The following is a 16,063-nucleotide window of genomic DNA, read 5'->3' as shown; positions in this document are numbered from 1 at the left end:
TGTCGGGAAACACCGTCCGACCTCGCCTTCCACAGGAGCGCCATGAGCACCCCGACCCCCGCTGCCGGATCCGTCACGATGTACTCGACGACGTGGTGCGGCTACTGCCGCCGCCTCTCGTCGCAGATGGACCGCGAGGGAATCGCCTACGACGTCGTCGACATCGAGCGGGACGAGGACGCCGCCGTCTACGTCATGCAGGTCAACGGGGGCAACCAGACCGTCCCGACCGTCGTCTTCCCGGACGGCTCTGCGGCGACGAACCCGTCCATCGCCGAGGTGCGCCAGCGTCTGAGCGCCTGAGCGCGCGCCTGGGCGCGCACGCACGGCTCAACCTCGGAGCGTGACCTCCGGGGCGTCGATCTCCTCGCCGTACCAGTGCTCGATGAGCCGCCGCGCGATCGAGATGCGGCGCGAGATGCGCACCGACCCGTCGACCACGGCACGCCCGAGCTCCTCACGGGTGAACCAGCGCGCCTCCTCGATCTCGCTCTCCTGAAGTGTGAGGTCCGTCGACACCGCCCGGGCGGTGAAGCCGATCATCAGCGACGAGGGGAACGGCCACGGCTGGTCGCCGAGGTAGGTGACATCCGTGACGCGGAGGCCGACCTCCTCGTGGACCTCGCGTGCGACCGCGGCCGACAGGCTCTCGCCGGGCTCGACGAACCCCGCGAGCACCGACATCCCCGAGGGCGCGAACCCGGCCCCGCGGGCGAGGAGCAGCCGGTCCTGGTCGTCGATGACGGACATGATCACGGCCGGGTCCGTCCGGGGGTAGTGCTCGCTCTGGTCCGCCGGGCAGACCCGGATCCATCCCGACTGCGCCGGCGCGGTGGGCGTGCCGCACAGGGGGCAGAAGCCGTGGCGCGAGTGCCAGTTGGCCAGACCCGTGGCCGTGGTGAGGACACCCGCGTCGAGGTCGCTGAGCAGGGCACCGATGCTGCGCAGGCCCTGCCGCCCGGGGTCCTCGCCACTCGCGTCGGTCCCGTCGTCCCTGTCGGCGACCGAGAGCACGTATGCCGTCCCGCCCACCGGTGCGTCGTGGCCCAGGTAGGCGACGAACCGGTCACGGTCCTCGGGCTCGGGTGCGCGGTAGGCCAGGGTCACGAGATCGTCGGAGCCCTCGTCGACCACGGCGCGACCGTCGACGAGCTCGAGCACCCGCGTGGTCGGGTCGTCGAGGAGGTCGTCGAGGAGGCCGGGCTCGGCACGGAGCTCGCTGTGCCGGTCGAGACCTCCTCTGGAAAGCGCCAGGGACGGAAGACTCGCTGCTGCTCGGGCCACGTTGACCACCCTAGGGTGCGCTCACGGCATACGGTGAACAGGTGGAACGCACACCGACCTTCCTTGCAGCCCTCGCCAGCGCCGGCGTCCCGGGCCTGGACCCGGTGAGCGTCGAGGCCCTGCCGAGCGTCCCCGCGCAGGACTACGACGTCGCGTTCGTGCAGGACAGCGAGCACCGCCGCTGGGTCGTGCGGGCGCCGCGCAGCGAGGCCGCGGGCGCCCGGATGGACCTCACCGTCACGCTCCTGCAGATGTTGGCGCGACGGCTCCCCTTCACCATCCCGTCACCGAGGGGCTTCGTCGAGCTCAAGGGCGGCGGTCGGGCGATGATCTACCCGTTCCTGCCGGGCCACAACCTCGCGTTCGACGAGATGCCGGCTGGACCGGGCCCGGCCGCTGAGCTCGGTCGCGCGATCGCCGCACTGCACAACACCGACGTACGGCTGTTCGACGAGGCCGGCATGCCGACCTACGACACCGACTCCTACCGCCGCCGCCGCCTCACCGAGCTCGACCGGGCGGCCGAGTCGGGCCGCGTGCCCACCGCACTGCTCGCCCGGTGGGAGCACGCCCTCGAGGACGTCGCACTGTGGCGCTTCGCCCCGACCTGCATCCACGGCGACCTCACCGGCGACCAGGTGCTCGCCGTGTTCGAGGACGACGCCGACGCCTCGACCGGGCGGATCCGCGGACTCACGGGGTGGGAGGACGCCAAGGTCGCCGACCCGGCCGACGACTTCGCCTCGCTCGTCGACGAGGCCGACCCCGCAACCGTCGAGACCGTCCTCGAGGCCTACGCGCACGCCCGCGTCGAGCGTCCCGACCCCAACCTCATCGTCCGTGCCCGGCTCGCGGCCGAGCTCGGCATCCTGGCCGACCTCATGCGCGCCGACGCCCGCGGTGACCAGGCCGCCGTCGAGGGCTTCTCGAGCAGGCTGCGCCGGCTCGACGACGAGGTCCACGCCGAGGATCCCTCGGACGACTACCGGCGCGGCTCCCTGACGCCGGTGGCCCTGCGGGCGCGCGCCACGCCGCCGCCGGTGGTGGCCGAGGAGGACGACGAGGGCGAGGACGACGTCACGTTCTCGCCCACGGCCCCCACCGACGGGCACCACGAGCGTCGATCGACCGACACCGACGTGGTCGACCTTGACGCGCACCGCTCCGCGGGGCAGCACGACACCGAGGACGAGCAGCTCACCGGTGACGACGAGGACGCTCCTGCCGACGGGGACGCTCCGGCCGACGATGTGCGTGAGGTCGATGTCGCTGGGGACCCCGCGCCCGGGGAGGCTCCCGAGGAGGCGCCGTCGACCGGTTCCGCCGACCCCCACCCCGACACGCCTGACACCCCCTCGGAGGGCGAGGCACCGGCAGCGGAGGCCGATGACCACGCACCGCGGGTGGTGGCACGGTGGCACGAGGAGGACGACGACGAGGTGGCCTGGGAGCCACGCTCACTCCGGTCGCCGTCACCCTCGGACGAGTCCGGGACCCAGAGCAGCACCGACGCCGACGCCGACACCGACGACCCGGTCACCGTCGTCAGTGCCCAGGAACCTCCGCCAGCAGTGCGCTGAGCTCGGCCTCGTCGGCGAGCTCGGGCCACACCGTCTCGCCCGTGCCCGCGTAGTAGAAGGCTCCGCGCACCCGTTCGGCGTCGACCCCGCGCAGGCGCGCCCAGGCGATCCGGTATGCCGCGAGCTGCAGCGCGCGCACCCGCGCCACCTCGCCGGTGGGACGGCTCCCCGTCTTCCAGTCCACGATGACCCAGTCGGCGCCCTCGACGTCGCGGAACACCGCGTCCACGCGGCCGCGGATGGCCACCCCGTCGATGACCGTCTCGAGGGAGGTCTCGATCTCCGCCGGCTCCCGGTCGGCCCAGGGGCTCGCGAGGAAGCGCTCGCGCATGTCCGGCAGCTCGTCGTCGGACAACGGGTCCTCGTCGGCGCTTCCCGGCAGCTCGAAGATGTCGACGATCGCCGCGCGGGCGTAGTGCTCCTCGACCCACGCGTGGAACGCCGTGCCACGTCGCGCCGCTCCCGCAGGGGCGCTCGGCATGGGCCGACGCAGCTCTGCGGCAAAACGTTCGGGGTCGGCGGCGAACGCCACGAGCGACGACGTCGACAGGTGCGAGGGCAGCTCGACGACCTCGGAGTGGCGGGAGGCACGCGCCTCCCGCTCGGCCAGCAGGACCCGGAGCTCGTGGGCCCAGGGGTCGCCAGCGTCACCGCCGTCCAATTCGCCAGCGCCGGCACCGAGGGCACCAGCGTCGCCCCCGGCGAGGGCACCAGCGTCGCCCCCGTCGAGGGCAGGACCCGGAGTGGCACCCGCGCCGTCACCGGAGCCGGGATCGGACCCAACAGTTCCAGGCGAGGTGGAACCGGCCCGATCCGCGACGGCGCGAGCAGCCGCCTGGGCCCGAACCCGCCGGTGCGCCAGGTGGTCCACCGGCCAGGAGAACTCCACCCCGTCCTCGGTGCCGGGCTTGACCAGTGGAGGGCCGTCCTCCGGTGGCACCGGGAGGGGCTCCCAAGGACCCAGACGGACACCCGTGGGCTGGTCGCCCTCGGCGGGAACGAGCGCGAGCACCTCGTCGAGGAAGCGTGAGGTCACGCGCGGTGTCCGGGGGCGGCTCCACACGCTGGCGGTGAGCAGCAGGGCGTGCCGAGCGCGTGTCGCCGCGACGTAGGCGAGGCGACGCTCCTCGGCGACGCCGTGCGTGCCGCCTGCCACGAAGAAGTTCTCGATCCGCCCGGCGAGGTCGTCCCACCCGGCGGCGCTGTGCCACCCGAGCTCGGGCAGCCCGTCGCGGTCACCGCGCAGCTCGTAGGGCAGACCACCGTCCTTGAGCCCGGCGAGCCATCCCTTGTCCTTGGGCTCCGGGATGCGCCACTCGCCGTCCTTGAAGCTCGGGCTGTGGAGGTTGTGGGCCGGGAAGGTGCTCTCGACGAGGGCAGGCACCGCCACGACGTCCCACTCGAGGCCCTTGGCGGCGTGCACCGTCATGACCTGCACGGCGTCCGGTGTGGCCTCGGCGTAGCCGCGGTCGAGTCCGCGCTCCTCGTCGATCGCCGCCCTGACCCAGTCGAGGAACCCGCCGAGCGTCGGGCGGTCGGCGCTCATCGAGAACTGCGCAGCGACGTCGCCGAACGCGTCGAGGTGGGCACGCGCTGCGGCCGGCGTGTACTCGGGACGGCTCAGCACCTCGATGTCGAGACCCAGGGCCTTCTCGGCCTCGAGGACGAGGTCGGCGAGGGGGAGGAAGGTCAGGCCGCGCATCCGCTGGACGGTCGCAGCCAGCCCGACCAGTCGACCGCGCGCCACGTCCGAGAGGTGCTCGCCCTCGTCGCCGACCCACCCTTGCGGCGGGAGCGAGTCGAGGGCCTCGACGATGCTGGGGGTGTCGGCCGCATCGGGAGCCAGGTCCCGCGCGTGCCGCGCCTGCGTGCCGCCACGCTGGCGCTGCTGGACGCGTGACCACGCCGCGAGGGCATCGAGGTCGGCGATGCCCAGACGCATCATCGGCCCGGACAGCAGGCGCAGGAGGTGGTCCCCTCGGGAGGGGTCCTGCACGACGTGCAATAGGGCGACGACGTCCTCGACCTCGGGCGTCAGGAGCAGCCCTCCGAGCCCGACGACCTCGTGCGGGATGTCGTGCTCCTCGAGCGCCGCCGTCACGGTGGCGAACTCGGCACGCTTGCGGCACAGGACGGCAGCGCTCACCGGGCCCCTCGCGCGATGGCCCGCGAGCCACCGGGCGATGTGGTCGGCCTCGTCGGCCGCGGTGAGCAGTCGGGCGACCTCCACCGAGCCGTGGCCAGCGCCGGGCCGCGCGGCCAGGGGCTCGACCGGCACCCTTGAGGTGGACCGCAGCGGATGGGCGAGGTGGTTGGCCACGTCGAGGATGACCGAGTCGTTGCGCCAGCTCGTCGACAGGTCGAGCTTCTCGGCCGGCTCGGGGTCGGCGAACTCCTCGGCGAACCTCGTCAGCGTCGTCGCACTCGCGCCACGCCAGCCGTAGATGGACTGGTGCGGGTCACCCACGGCCGTCACCGCGGACGTCTCCCCCGGTGCGACATAGAGCGCCTTGAGAAGGGCGAGCTGCGCCTCGGAGGTGTCCTGGAACTCGTCGAGCAGGACGACCCGGTGGCGCGCGCGCTCGATCGCCCCGATGTCGTCGAACGTCATCGCGAGTCGCGCGGCGAGCGCCATCTGGTCGGCGAAGTCCATGGCGTCGCGGCTCCGCTTGAGCTGGGCGTACTTCTCGACGATCGGCAGGACTGCTCGCCGAAGGCGGAGGTTGGCGATCTCGTCCTTGGCCGGGTTGTTCCTCCTCCTGGTCTCCCCGCGCTCGAAGGTGTCGAGGTGCTCGATGACGCGATCGAGGTGTGCCGCAACGGAGTCGGGGGTCTGCAGGTGCTCGGCCATCTCACCGGCGAGGTCGACCACCGCTGCGGTCACCGTGGACTCGGCCTTCTCGACCTCGTCCATCGGCCCGTCATAGCGGACGACCGCCTCGTGCGCGGTCTGCCACGCTGCGGCCTCGGAGAGGAGCCTGGTGTCGGTCTCGAAGCCCAACCGCAGGCCGTGCTCGCGGACGAGCCGTCCGGCATACGAGTGGTAGGTCGAGACGCTCACCGCCTCGCCGAGCGAGAGCGCGCCGTCCTGCTCGGCAGGGGTCCAGAGACCGACCCGGCGCAGCTGGGCGAGTCGGCTGCCGATCCGGTCGGCGAGCTCGGTCGCCGCCTTGCGGGTGAAGGTGAGGCCGAGGACCTCGTCCGGGCGCACGAGACCGTTGGCCGCGAGCCACACGACGCGAGCCGCCATCGTCTCGGTCTTGCCCGAGCCCGCGCCGGCGATGACGAGCAGCGGCTCGAGCGGGGCCTCGATGACCTTGGTCTGCTCGGCGGTCGGCAGGTGCGGCAGCCCGATCGCCTCGGCCACGGCGGCCGCCGACCAGCGCACCTGAGTCGCGACGTCGGCGCTCACAGGGCCCTGCCCTCGGGCTGCGCCGGGCACGAGCTGCGGACCGGGCAGGTGCGGCAGACGTCGTCGCTCGGTGTGGCCACGAACGACGCCCCCGCCATGCCCTCACCGGTCGCGAGCACCAGGTCCTCGGCCCACTGCGGGTCATCGTCGTCGGACAGGGGCTGCTGGTCCTGGAGGGTGGTCTTGGTCGTGGCGGCCTTGCCCAGCTGCAGGAGCGCAGCACCGGCGGACTCCGGAGCGACGCCGAGGTGCCCGAACGCCCCCCTCTCGACGGCGAGCTGGTAGGCACCCAGCTGCCCGTGGCGCACGAGGTCGACCTTCGACGGTTTGCTCGACCCCGTCTTGTAGTCGATGACGCGCACGGCCCCGCCCGGTGACACGTCGAGCCGGTCGACCGTCCCACCGAGGACGACCCGGCCCAGCTCCACCCGCATGGCCTCCTCGGCGGCGAGACGACGCCACCCCGAGGCGGTGGTCTCGTCGAAGAAGCGGGCGAGCCGGTCCAGCATCCGGCCGGCCTCTCGGTGCTTGAGGTCCGTGGACCAGCCGGCCGGCAGCCCGAGCCGACCCCACCGCTCGTCCAGGGCAGCACGCATCGTGGCGGCGTCGGCGTCGCCCTCCGCAGCGATCTCGTGGACGAGGGTGCCGATGTCGCGTTGACCGATCATCGGACCGTCCCCACCGACCTTGGTGAGTGCCCACTTGAGCTGGCAGGACGCGAACCCGTCGATGGCGGAGGGGCCCACCCTCACGGGGTCGTCCGGTCCTCGGCGGGGTCGGTCATCCGACAGACCGTGCAGAACCCACCACGAGCCGGGGTCGGCGCCCGGGACCTCTGCGCGCGCGAGCCGGGCGAGCCCGGTGATCGCCCCACCCCGACGACGAGGGTCGGCGGAGACGACGTCGCGACGCAGGGCCCCGACCAGCGACGGCAGGGTCATCGGGCGCGACCAGTCGCTGAGGTCGCGACGCTCGGTGTCCTCGGGGAGAGGTGAGACGACGTCGAGGTAGGGCGAGGGCTGCTCGTCCTCGCTGCGGACGGCCGTGACGAGCAGGTGACGCGTCGCGCGGGACACCGCCACGTGGAACAGGCGGGTCTCGTCGTGGCGCACCGCCGCGAGCGCCGCGCGGTGACCACCGGCTCGACCACCCACGACGTCGACGAGGTCCTGCGAGCCCAGCAGCGAGCCGCGCAGCCGGAGGTCCGGCCAGCTCCCCTCCTGGACGCCGGCGACGACGACGAAGGGCCACTCGCGACCGGCCGCCGCCTGTGGCGTGAGGAGCGAGACGGTGTCACCGGCGGGAGCGCGGGCCGCGAGCGTGTCACCCGGGACGTCCTGGCCCAGGACGTGCTCGAGGAAGGCCTCTGGCGACGAGCCGGGCAGCCGCTCGCCGAAGGTCGCCGCCGCACGCAGGACCGCGAGGACGGCGTCCAGGTCTCGGTCGGCGCGCGCGCCGGCGGCTCCACCGGCCAGCGCGGACTCACGCCAGGAGCCGGCGAGGCGCGACGCGTCCCACATGGCCCAGAGGATGGACTCGGCGCTCGTGCCGGATGCCCAGGTCCCGTCCGGCGCGGCGCACGCCTCGACGCCCGCGAGGATCATCCGGCCCACTCGCTGGATGGCACGTCCCTCGACCCCGAGCCGGTCGTGGACGGCGGGACGCAGCAGCACCTCGGCGAGCAGCTCGTCGCTCGTGCGCGACCCACCGGCGTCGAGCTCGTCGCGCCGCAGTGCCCGCCGCAGCCGGCGCAGCTCGACCGGGTCGGCGGCCCCCAGCGGCGAGACGAGGACGTCGAGGGCCACGTCGACCGGCGCCTCGTCGGTGCGGCGCAGCCCGAGGTCGATGACGACGCGCAGGAGGGCCAGGAGCGGACGGACCGCAGGCTCGTCCCGGACCGGGAGCTCGGCCTCGGCCGCGCTCACCGGGACACCAGCCGACTGCAGCGCCCGCCTCAGCGCGGCGCTGCGCGCCTGCCCGCGCACGACGACCGCCATGTCCGCCCACGACACCCCGTCGAGGAGGTGGGCTGCCCGCAACCGCGAGGCCACGAAGCCGGCCTCCTGGCTCGCGGAGCGGAGGAGGTGGACCTCGGCCACTCCCCCGGCACCCGCGGGGTCGACCCGTCGGTGCGAGGCATCTGCGAGGACCCCGATGTGGCCGGCGACGGCGCCGGCCACCTCGAGCAGCCGGTCGGGGAGCCTGTGGCTGCTGGGCAGGACGACCGTCGGGCCGTCGCCGAGCACCGCCCACTCGCGGGCGAGGAGCGCAGGGTCACCACCCCGGAAGGTCTGGGTCGCACTGTCGGGGTCGCCGAGCAGGACGATGCCGGCCGCCGGTGCCACCTCGCGCAGGACCTCGAGGAGCCGCAGTGCCGCCGGTGTCATCTCCTGCGCGTCGTCGACGACGACGAGCCGCAGGGAGGAGGTCACGGCATCGGCGAGACCGTCGTCGCCGAGCAGCGCTCCGGCCGCCGCTCCGAGGATGAGGGCGGGGTCGAACGCACCGGGGGTCAGCAGCGCCGTCACCTCGTCGTACTCGCGCAGCAGACCGGCCCCGGCGACCCACTCGTCGCGGCCGTGCTCGCGGCCCAACCGCTCGAGGTCGTCGGCGTCGAGGCCCAGCTCCACCGTGCGCATGAGCAGGTCACGCAGCTCGGCGCGGAACGCCCGCGTGGGAAGAGCCAGGCGGACCCGTTCGGGCCAGGAGGGCCCCGGGGTCTCCCCCGAGGCGTGCCCCGCGAGGAGCTCGCGCAGGACCACGTCCTGCTCCGGGCCGCTGAGCAGGCGGGGAGCGGGGTCGCCCGCGAGCGCAGCGGCAGCGCGCAGCACCCCGAACCCGAACGACGGGAAGGTCCGGGCGAGCGGCTCGGTGGAGGTGCCCCCGACCCGTGCGGTCACCCGGTCACGCAGCCGCGCCGCCCCCCGCCTCGAGGCGGCGAGCACGAGGCACTGCTCGGGCCTCAGCCCGTCGGCCACGTGGGCTGCCACGAGCTCGACCGCCACGGTCGACTTGCCGGTGCCGGGGGCGCCGAGCACGCGCAGCACGCCGGTCCCCCGCCAGTCGGCGACCGACTGCTGCACCGGATCGAGGACCGGGACGGTGGTCTGGGTCCTCGTGGCACGTCGCAGGGTCAGCACCACGAGATCACATCACGCCCGACCGACATCCCAGCCCCGCCCTCGACCGCTCTCAGTAGGTCGGTTGGCTGGGGTCGACGTCGCGCACCCAGGCGAGGACCCCACCGGTGACATCGACCGCGTCGAACCCGTCCGCCCGCAACCGCTCCACGGCCTCCGCGGAGCGTGCGCCGGTCTTGCAGTGGACGAGCACCGGTACGCCGTCCGCGACGTCCGCGAGAGCCTCGCCACCGCGGGCCCTCACCTCGGCGAGGGGCACCGCGACGGCGCCGGGGATGACGACGACGTCGCGCTCCGCCGGCTCGCGGACGTCGACGAGGACGAAGGAGTCGGTACCCGACTCGCGTGCCTGCAGCCGGGCGGAGAGCTCCTCGGCCGTGATCGACGGCGGAGCGCCGCCGCGCGGCCGCGAGCCACCGCCCACGTCACCGGCGGACTCGTCGTTGCCGAGACCCAGGGGGCGGCTCGGGTCGGCGTCGGCGCCGCACACCACGCAGTCCGGGTCCGCCGCCACGGGAAGGGTGCTCCACTCCTGTCGCCAGGCGTCGTGGAGCAGGAGCCGACCGACGAGCGGCTCGCCACCGCCGACGAGCAGCTTGACGACCTCCTCGGCCATGACCGAGCCGACGGCACCGACGCTCGCCCCGAGGACGCCACCGGTGGAGCACGACGGCACGGCTCCCGGCGGGGGCGGCGTCGGGAAGACGCAGCGGTAGCACGGCCCGACGCCCGCCCACCACACACTCACCTGAGCGTCGTGCTGGTAGACCGAGCCCCACACGTGCGGCACCGCGAGCCGCGCGCACGCGTCACCGACGAGGTAGCGCGTGGGGAAGTTGTCGGCCCCGTCCACGACGACGTCGGCCTCGGCGACGAGGTCGAGGACGTTGTCGGCCACGAGTCGTTGCGAGAACGGCCGCACCTCGACGTGGGGTGCCAGCAACCGGAGTGCCTCGACGGCCGACTCGACCTTGGGGCGACCGACGTCGGCGACGCCGTGAACCACCTGGCGCTGGAGGTTGGTGCTGTCGACGACGTCGTCGTCCACGACCGTGAGGTGGCCGACCCCGGCCGCGGCGAGGTAGAGGAGCACGGGTGACCCGAGCCCACCCGCCCCCACCACGAGGACCCGGGCGGACCGCAGCCGGCGCTGGCCCTGCTCCCCCACCCCGGGGAGGATGACGTGGCGCGCGAACCGCGTCCGGTCGGCAGGTGAGAGCTCCTCGCCGACGGGAGCGAGCGGCATACGGGCACTTGGCCCGCCAAGGGCGTCCACGAAGGTCACGATACGTCGATGAGCACTCGGGAGCCGCTGCGTTCCGTACTATGACGCGGACCACAGGAGAACGACACCGCAGACAGGAATGTCATGGACCCGAGCACTCCCCGCGGCCAGCGAATGCCCAGATCAGAGCGCCGCGCCCAGCTGCTCGACGCGGCTCAGGCGGTCTTCGTCGAGCGTGGCTACCACGCGGCGGCGATGGACGACATCGCCGAGCATGCCGGGGTCTCCAAGCCGGTCCTCTACCAGCACTTCCCGGGCAAGCTCGAGCTCTACCTCGCCCTCCTCGACCAGCACTGCGACACCCTCGAGCGCCTCGTCCGGGAGGCCCTGGCGCGGCCGACCGAGGACAACAAGGACCGGGTCGCGGCCACCATCAGCGCCTACTACGACTTCGTCTCCCGCGAGGGGGCGGCCTTCCGGATGGTCTTCGAGTCCGACCTCACCAGCGTCCCGCAGGTCCGGGCCCGCCTCGACGGTGTCGAGCTGTCGTGCGCCGAGGCGATCGCCGACGTCATCGCCGAGGACTCCGGCATCCCGGACGACCAGGCGATGCTTCTCGGCGTCGGGCTCGCCGGCATGGCCCAGATCACCGCGCGCCACTGGCTCGCGGCGGAGTCCGACCTCGAGCGCGACGCCGCGAGCGCGCTGGTCAGCGCCCTGGCCTGGCGCGGCATCGGGTCGCTGCCGCGGACGGGTGGGGAACGTTCGGAGGCCGCGCACGGTTAGCCTCTCGTGAACAGGTCCGCGGCCCTTGCCGCGTGACCCCCACGAACGAAAGGTGACCAGACCGTGGAGGTCAACATCGGCGTGCAGAACGTGGCACGCGAGATCGCACTCGAGACCGACGCGTCCGCCGACGAGGTCGCGCAGGCCATCGACGCCGCGCTCGTCGACGGCGGCGTGCTCCGCCTCACCGACTCCAAGGGTCGCCAGATCCTCGTCCCGGGCCGTGCCCTGGGCTGGGTGCAGGTCGGCGAGTCCGAGAAGAGCCGGGTCGGCTTCGGCCAGATCCGTCCCGACCACAACGACTGACAGAGGCGGCGAAACCCGCTCTGACCTGCCGTGATATGGCGTCGGCCAGCCCGAAAATGACGCTGCGCGCTGTGCGTTCTCACGACCTTTTGTGGCATATGGTCGAGACGTCAAAGGTCATCATTCGGATGACCAACCTCGTGCCCGACAGGGCCAGAAAGGAGCGGTTCCCGTGATCGGAACCATCATTGGCGCCATCATCGTCGGTGCCATCATCGGAGCGTTGGCTCGCCTCGTCCTCCCGGGACGTCAGAGCATCTCGACCGTGGTGACCGTGATCCTCGGAATCCTCGGCTCGCTCATCGCGTCCTGGCTCGTCTACCAGCTGGGCTACAGCAACGAGAACGGCGGGTTCCAGTTCATCCCGTTCCTCGCCGGTGTGGTCGTCGCTGCCCTCCTCATCGTGGGTTACGGCATGGCGACCGGCAGGAAGCAGGTCTGACGCTCCGGCGCACACCCGCGGCACACGACGAAGGCCCCGCACCTCAGCCGAGGAGCGGGGCCTTCGCCCTGCGTCAGGGGGGTCAGGCCGTGAGGCCGAGGCGCGCCATCCGCTCGCTGTGCCGGTCGGTGAGGCGAGTGAACATCTGCCCGATCTCGGTGAGGTCGGCGCCGCCCCCGACGAGCAGGCCCGTGAGGGCGTCGCGCTCGACGGCGACCGACTGCCCCTGGCTCAGCGCCTCGCCGAGCAGGCGGCGGCCCCACAGGCTGAGCCGCCCCTTGGCGGTCGGCTCGGTCTTGAGGGTGTCGCGCACGACCCCGACGACGAACTCCCCCGTCCCGGCGTCGTCGAGCGCGTGGTCCATGACGTCGCGGGTCCGCTCGTCGACGAACGAGCCCATCTCACGGTAGAAGTCCTTGGCGATACCGTCGCCGACGTAGGCCTTGACGAGCCCCTCGACCCAGCTCTTGGGCTTCGTGCGGTCGTGGAAGGCCGAGAACGGCACCACGAAGGGCTGCATCGCCGTCTCCGCGTCGACGCCGATCTCGGTCAGACGGTCGACGAGCAGCTCGTACTGGCGGTACTCGGTCGCCGCGAAACCGGCCATCTGCGCCTTGATCCGCAGTGAGGGAGCGAGGTCGGAGTCGGTCGCCATCCGGATGCAGGCCGTGAGCTCGCCGTAGGCGAGGACCCCGAGCAGGTCCACGACCGCAGCGCGGTATGCCGGGTCGTCCAGTCCCTCGGGCGCGTTCGTCTCCATGCCGGGCAGCCTAGCGAGCCACGCGTGGCGGGACGGACGGCATACGCACGGTAGGCTGGTCGGGTCCACGGTGCCCGGTCGGCACGATGAGCACGACGACACTGTCTGTCAGGGCCCGTTCACTAGGAGCCCACCCGAAGACCTCCGATCGGCCCGCCACAGCGGCGACGAGCCTCACGCGCGTGACGCCGCCGATCAGAGAGTCCTCATGACTGACAGCCAGGCCATCCCTGCCGACCCTGCCTCCGCAGAGGCCATCCCCGACGAGGCCGCCATCGAGGCGACCAAGCAGGCCACCGCCGTCGAGCAGACCTTCGCCGACTTCCCGGTCCACCCCGACATCGTCTCGGCCCTTGCCGCCCACGGCATCACGACGCCGTTCCCGATCCAGGCCATGACCCTCCCGGTCGCGCTCTCGGGCCACGACATCATCGGCCAGGCCAAGACCGGCACGGGCAAGACCCTCGGCTTCGGCATCCCGCTGCTCAACAAGGCCATCGCCCGTGGCGACGACGCCTGGGAGGGCTTCCCCCACCAAGGCAAGCCGCAGGCCCTGGCCGTCGCCCCGACACGCGAGCTCGCTGTGCAGGTCGCCGCCGACCTCGAGCGCGCGGGCAAGACCCGCGGCATCCGCGTCCTCACCGTCTACGGCGGGCGCGCCTACGAGCCGCAGATCGAGGCCCTCCAGAAGGGCGTCGAGGTCGTCGTCGGCACGCCGGGTCGCCTCATCGACCTCGCCAAGCAGGGCCACCTCGACCTCTCGCGCTGCAAGACCGTCGTCCTCGACGAGGCCGACGAGATGCTCGACCTCGGCTTCCTGCCCGACGTCGAGAAGCTCCTCGCGATGACGTCCCCCGCCCGCCAGACGATGCTCTTCTCGGCGACCATGCCGGGTGCCGTCGTCGCGCTGGCCCGGCGCTACATGACCCAGCCGACCCACATCCGCGCGATGCAGGAGGGCGAGGGCGACACCTCGCAGACCGTCAAGGCCGTCACGCAGCACGTCTTCCGGGCCCACGCCATGGACAAGGTCGAGATGCTCGCCCGCATGCTCCAGGCCAACGGCCGCGGCCTGACGATCGTCTTCAGCCGTACCAAGCGCACCGCCGCCAAGGTGGCCGACGACCTCGTCGAGCGTGGCTTCGCCGCCGCGTCCATCCACGGCGACCTCGGTCAGGGCGCGCGTGAACAGGCGTTGCGGGCGTTCCGATCCGGGAAGGTCGACGTCCTCGTCGCCACGGACGTCGCCGCCCGCGGCATCGACGTCGAGAACGTCACCCACGTCATCAACTACCAGTGCCCCGAGGACGAGAAGACCTACATCCACCGCATCGGTCGCACCGGCCGCGCGGGCCAGACCGGCATCGCGGTGACCTTCGTCGACTGGGACGACCTGCACCGCTGGACGATGATCAACAAGGCCCTCGACCTCGGGATCCCCGAGCCCGAGGAGACCTACTCGTCGTCGGACCACTTCTACGAGCAGATGGACATCCCGCGCGAGGCCAAGGGACGCCTGCCCAAGTCGGCGCAGACCCGAGCCGGCCTCGACGCCGAGACGCTCGAGGACCTCGGCGAGACCGGCAAGTCCGGCGGTCGTCGCCCGTCCGGTGGTCGTGGCGGCTCGCACGGCGGTGGCTCGCGTGACGGCGGCTCCCGCGATGGCGGCCGTGGCCGCGGCGGGCGTGACGGCGACCGCGGGCGCGACGGCGACCGCGGACGTGGCGGCGAGGGCCGCAGCACCGAGACCCGGAGCACCGAGGCCCGCAGCACCGAGAACCGGAGCACCGAGGCCCGCAGCACCGGCGGCGAGCGCGGGGAGGGCGAGGCGGGCGAGGCCCCCCGTCGCAACCGCAGCCGTCGCCGCACCCGCGGCGGCAAGCCCGCCGGCGCGACCGACTGAGGCAGGCCACCGACTGACGTGCGCGGCCGGCATACGACCGGTCGTGGACGACGCAAGAGGCCCGGGCCACGAGAGCTGTTCTCGTGGCCCGGGCCTCTTCCCGCCACGGGCGGGAACGGTGTGTCAGGTCAGGCGGGGATCGTCGAGGTGTCGATTACGTAGCGGTAGCGCACCGTGCCGGCGACGACCTCGTCGTATGCCGTGTCGACGTTCGTCGTGTCACTCGCGTCGAGCTTCTCGATCGTCGCGCCCAGGCCGTGCTCGGCACAGAAGTCGAGCATCTCCTGGGTCTCGGCCATGCCACCGATGTTGCTGCCGGTGAGGACCTTGTTGCCCCCGATCAGGCTGCCCGGGTTGACCGACAGCTTGCTCGGCGGGAGGCCGACGTTGACCAGCGCGCCGTTGGGGCGGAGCAGCCGGACGTAGGTCTCCATGTCGAGGTCGGCGCTCACCGTGTTGATGATGAGGTCGAAGCTCCCGCGGGCGGCCTTCATGGCGTCGTCGTCGCTCGTGGCGATGTGGTTGCTCGAGCCGAGGGCCTTGGCGTCGTCGGCCTTGGCCGAGGAGCGCGAGAGGGTCGAGACCTCGGCGCCCATCGCGGCGGCGAGCTTGACCGCCATGTGGCCGAGCCCGCCCACGCCGACGACCGCGACCTTCTTGCCCGGTCCGGCTCCCCAGCGCTTGAGTGGCGAGTAGGTCGTGATGCCGGCGCAGAGCAGCGGCGCGGCCTCGTCGAGCTCGATGCCCTCGGGGATGCGCAGGACCATGCGCTCGGTGACGACGATCTGTTGGCTGTAGCCGCCGGCCGCCCACTCGCCGTCGTAGTTCTGGCTGTTGTAGGTGCCGACCGAGCCGTTGGAGCAGAACATCTCCTGCCCGTTCTTGCAGTTCTCGCACTCGGTGCAGGAGTCGACGAGGCAGCCGACGCCGACCCGGTCGCCGACCTTGTACTTGGTGACCGCGTCGCCGACGGCGCTCACGGTGCCGGCGATCTCGTGGCCGGTGACGATCGGGTAGTGCGCAGCGCCCCACTCGTCGCGGACGGTGTGGATGTCGCTGTGGCAGATGCCGGCGAAGGCGACGTCGATCCGGACGTCGTCGTCGCGCAGGTCGCGGCGCTCGAGGTCCACGGCCTCGAAGGGAGCGCCGGCAGACGGGACGGACAGTGCTCGTGTGGTGGTGGGCATGCCTCCACCGTAACCCCGCTCGCGACGCCGCCCGACAT

At 72.7% G+C, this 16,063-nt stretch carries 12 protein-coding genes; 6 read left to right on the top strand and 6 right to left on the bottom strand.

The genetic code is table 11. The features are described from left to right. Nucleotides 1-42 precede the first annotated feature (42 nt). Nucleotides 43-303 (top strand): mycoredoxin, encoded by a 261-nt coding sequence (locus tag LL946_RS13015; RefSeq protein WP_404381288.1) that lies wholly within the window; start codon nucleotides 43-45, stop codon nucleotides 301-303. 27 nt (nucleotides 304-330) lie between these two features. Here LL946_RS13015 and nudC read toward each other — a convergent pair whose 3' ends face one another. Beyond that, nucleotides 331-1,284 carry an NAD(+) diphosphatase gene (gene nudC, locus LL946_RS13010; protein ID WP_404381286.1) on the bottom strand — a complete coding sequence of 318 codons (954 nt, stop codon included), beginning with the start codon at nucleotides 1,282-1,284 and terminating at the stop codon, nucleotides 331-333. 41 nt (nucleotides 1,285-1,325) lie between these two features. Here nudC and LL946_RS13005 point away from each other — a divergent pair, with 41 nt between their 5' ends. Next, entirely contained in the window at nucleotides 1,326-2,864 is a 1,539-nt protein-coding gene (locus tag LL946_RS13005) for a phosphotransferase (protein ID WP_404381284.1), read from the top strand. Here the strand turns inward: LL946_RS13005 and LL946_RS13000 are convergent. From LL946_RS13000 to LL946_RS12990, 3 genes are read right to left on the bottom strand one after another with little or no spacing between them, the layout of a single operon-like run. Then, nucleotides 2,830-6,276: an ATP-dependent helicase gene (locus LL946_RS13000; RefSeq protein WP_404381282.1), complete on the bottom strand. Its 3,447-nt coding sequence runs from the start codon at nucleotides 6,274-6,276 to the stop codon at nucleotides 2,830-2,832. The genes LL946_RS13005 and LL946_RS13000 overlap by 35 nt on opposite strands. Further along, nucleotides 6,273-9,419: an ATP-dependent helicase gene (locus LL946_RS12995; RefSeq protein WP_404381280.1), complete on the bottom strand. Its 3,147-nt coding sequence runs from the start codon at nucleotides 9,417-9,419 to the stop codon at nucleotides 6,273-6,275. Before LL946_RS12995 ends, LL946_RS13000 begins: the two co-directional genes overlap by 4 nt. A gap of 49 nt (nucleotides 9,420-9,468) precedes the next feature. Further along, nucleotides 9,469-10,701 carry a ThiF family adenylyltransferase gene (locus LL946_RS12990; protein WP_404381278.1) on the bottom strand — a complete coding sequence of 411 codons (1,233 nt, stop codon included), beginning with the start codon at nucleotides 10,699-10,701 and terminating at the stop codon, nucleotides 9,469-9,471. A gap of 114 nt (nucleotides 10,702-10,815) precedes the next feature. Between LL946_RS12990 and LL946_RS12985 the strand changes: the two genes are divergently transcribed. From LL946_RS12985 to LL946_RS12975, 3 genes are all read left to right on the top strand, one after another. Beyond that, nucleotides 10,816-11,427 carry a TetR/AcrR family transcriptional regulator gene (locus LL946_RS12985; RefSeq protein WP_404381276.1) on the top strand — a complete coding sequence of 204 codons (612 nt, stop codon included), beginning with the start codon at nucleotides 10,816-10,818 and terminating at the stop codon, nucleotides 11,425-11,427. Between the two features lie 63 nt (nucleotides 11,428-11,490). Then, complete coding sequence (locus LL946_RS12980; RefSeq protein ID WP_404381274.1) at nucleotides 11,491-11,733, top strand: DUF3107 domain-containing protein; 243 nt, start codon at nucleotides 11,491-11,493, stop codon at nucleotides 11,731-11,733. 172 nt (nucleotides 11,734-11,905) lie between these two features. Continuing rightward, nucleotides 11,906-12,175, top strand: a complete 270-nt coding sequence (locus LL946_RS12975; RefSeq protein ID WP_404381272.1) for a GlsB/YeaQ/YmgE family stress response membrane protein — start codon at nucleotides 11,906-11,908, stop codon at nucleotides 12,173-12,175. Nucleotides 12,176-12,257: 82 nt separating this feature from the next. Here the strand turns inward: LL946_RS12975 and LL946_RS12970 are convergent, their stop codons facing one another. Next, entirely contained in the window at nucleotides 12,258-12,935 is a 678-nt protein-coding gene (locus LL946_RS12970) for a ferritin-like fold-containing protein (RefSeq protein WP_404381270.1), read from the bottom strand. A gap of 208 nt (nucleotides 12,936-13,143) precedes the next feature. Between LL946_RS12970 and LL946_RS12965 the strand changes: the two genes are divergently transcribed. Then, entirely contained in the window at nucleotides 13,144-14,838 is a 1,695-nt protein-coding gene (locus LL946_RS12965; protein ID WP_404381268.1) for a DEAD/DEAH box helicase, read from the top strand. 128 nt (nucleotides 14,839-14,966) lie between these two features. On the opposite strand, the gene LL946_RS12960 is transcribed toward LL946_RS12965, so the two are convergent. Then, nucleotides 14,967-16,025: an NAD(P)-dependent alcohol dehydrogenase gene (locus tag LL946_RS12960; RefSeq protein WP_404381266.1), complete on the bottom strand. Its 1,059-nt coding sequence runs from the start codon at nucleotides 16,023-16,025 to the stop codon at nucleotides 14,967-14,969. Nucleotides 16,026-16,063 lie beyond the last annotated feature (38 nt).

It is taken from the genome of Knoellia locipacati, from assembly GCF_044791685.1.
GTDB lineage: Bacteria > Actinomycetota > Actinomycetes > Actinomycetales > Dermatophilaceae > Knoellia > Knoellia locipacati_A.
Note: the sequence above shows the minus strand (reverse complement) of the source record. Positions and strands in the feature narration are given on the sequence as shown.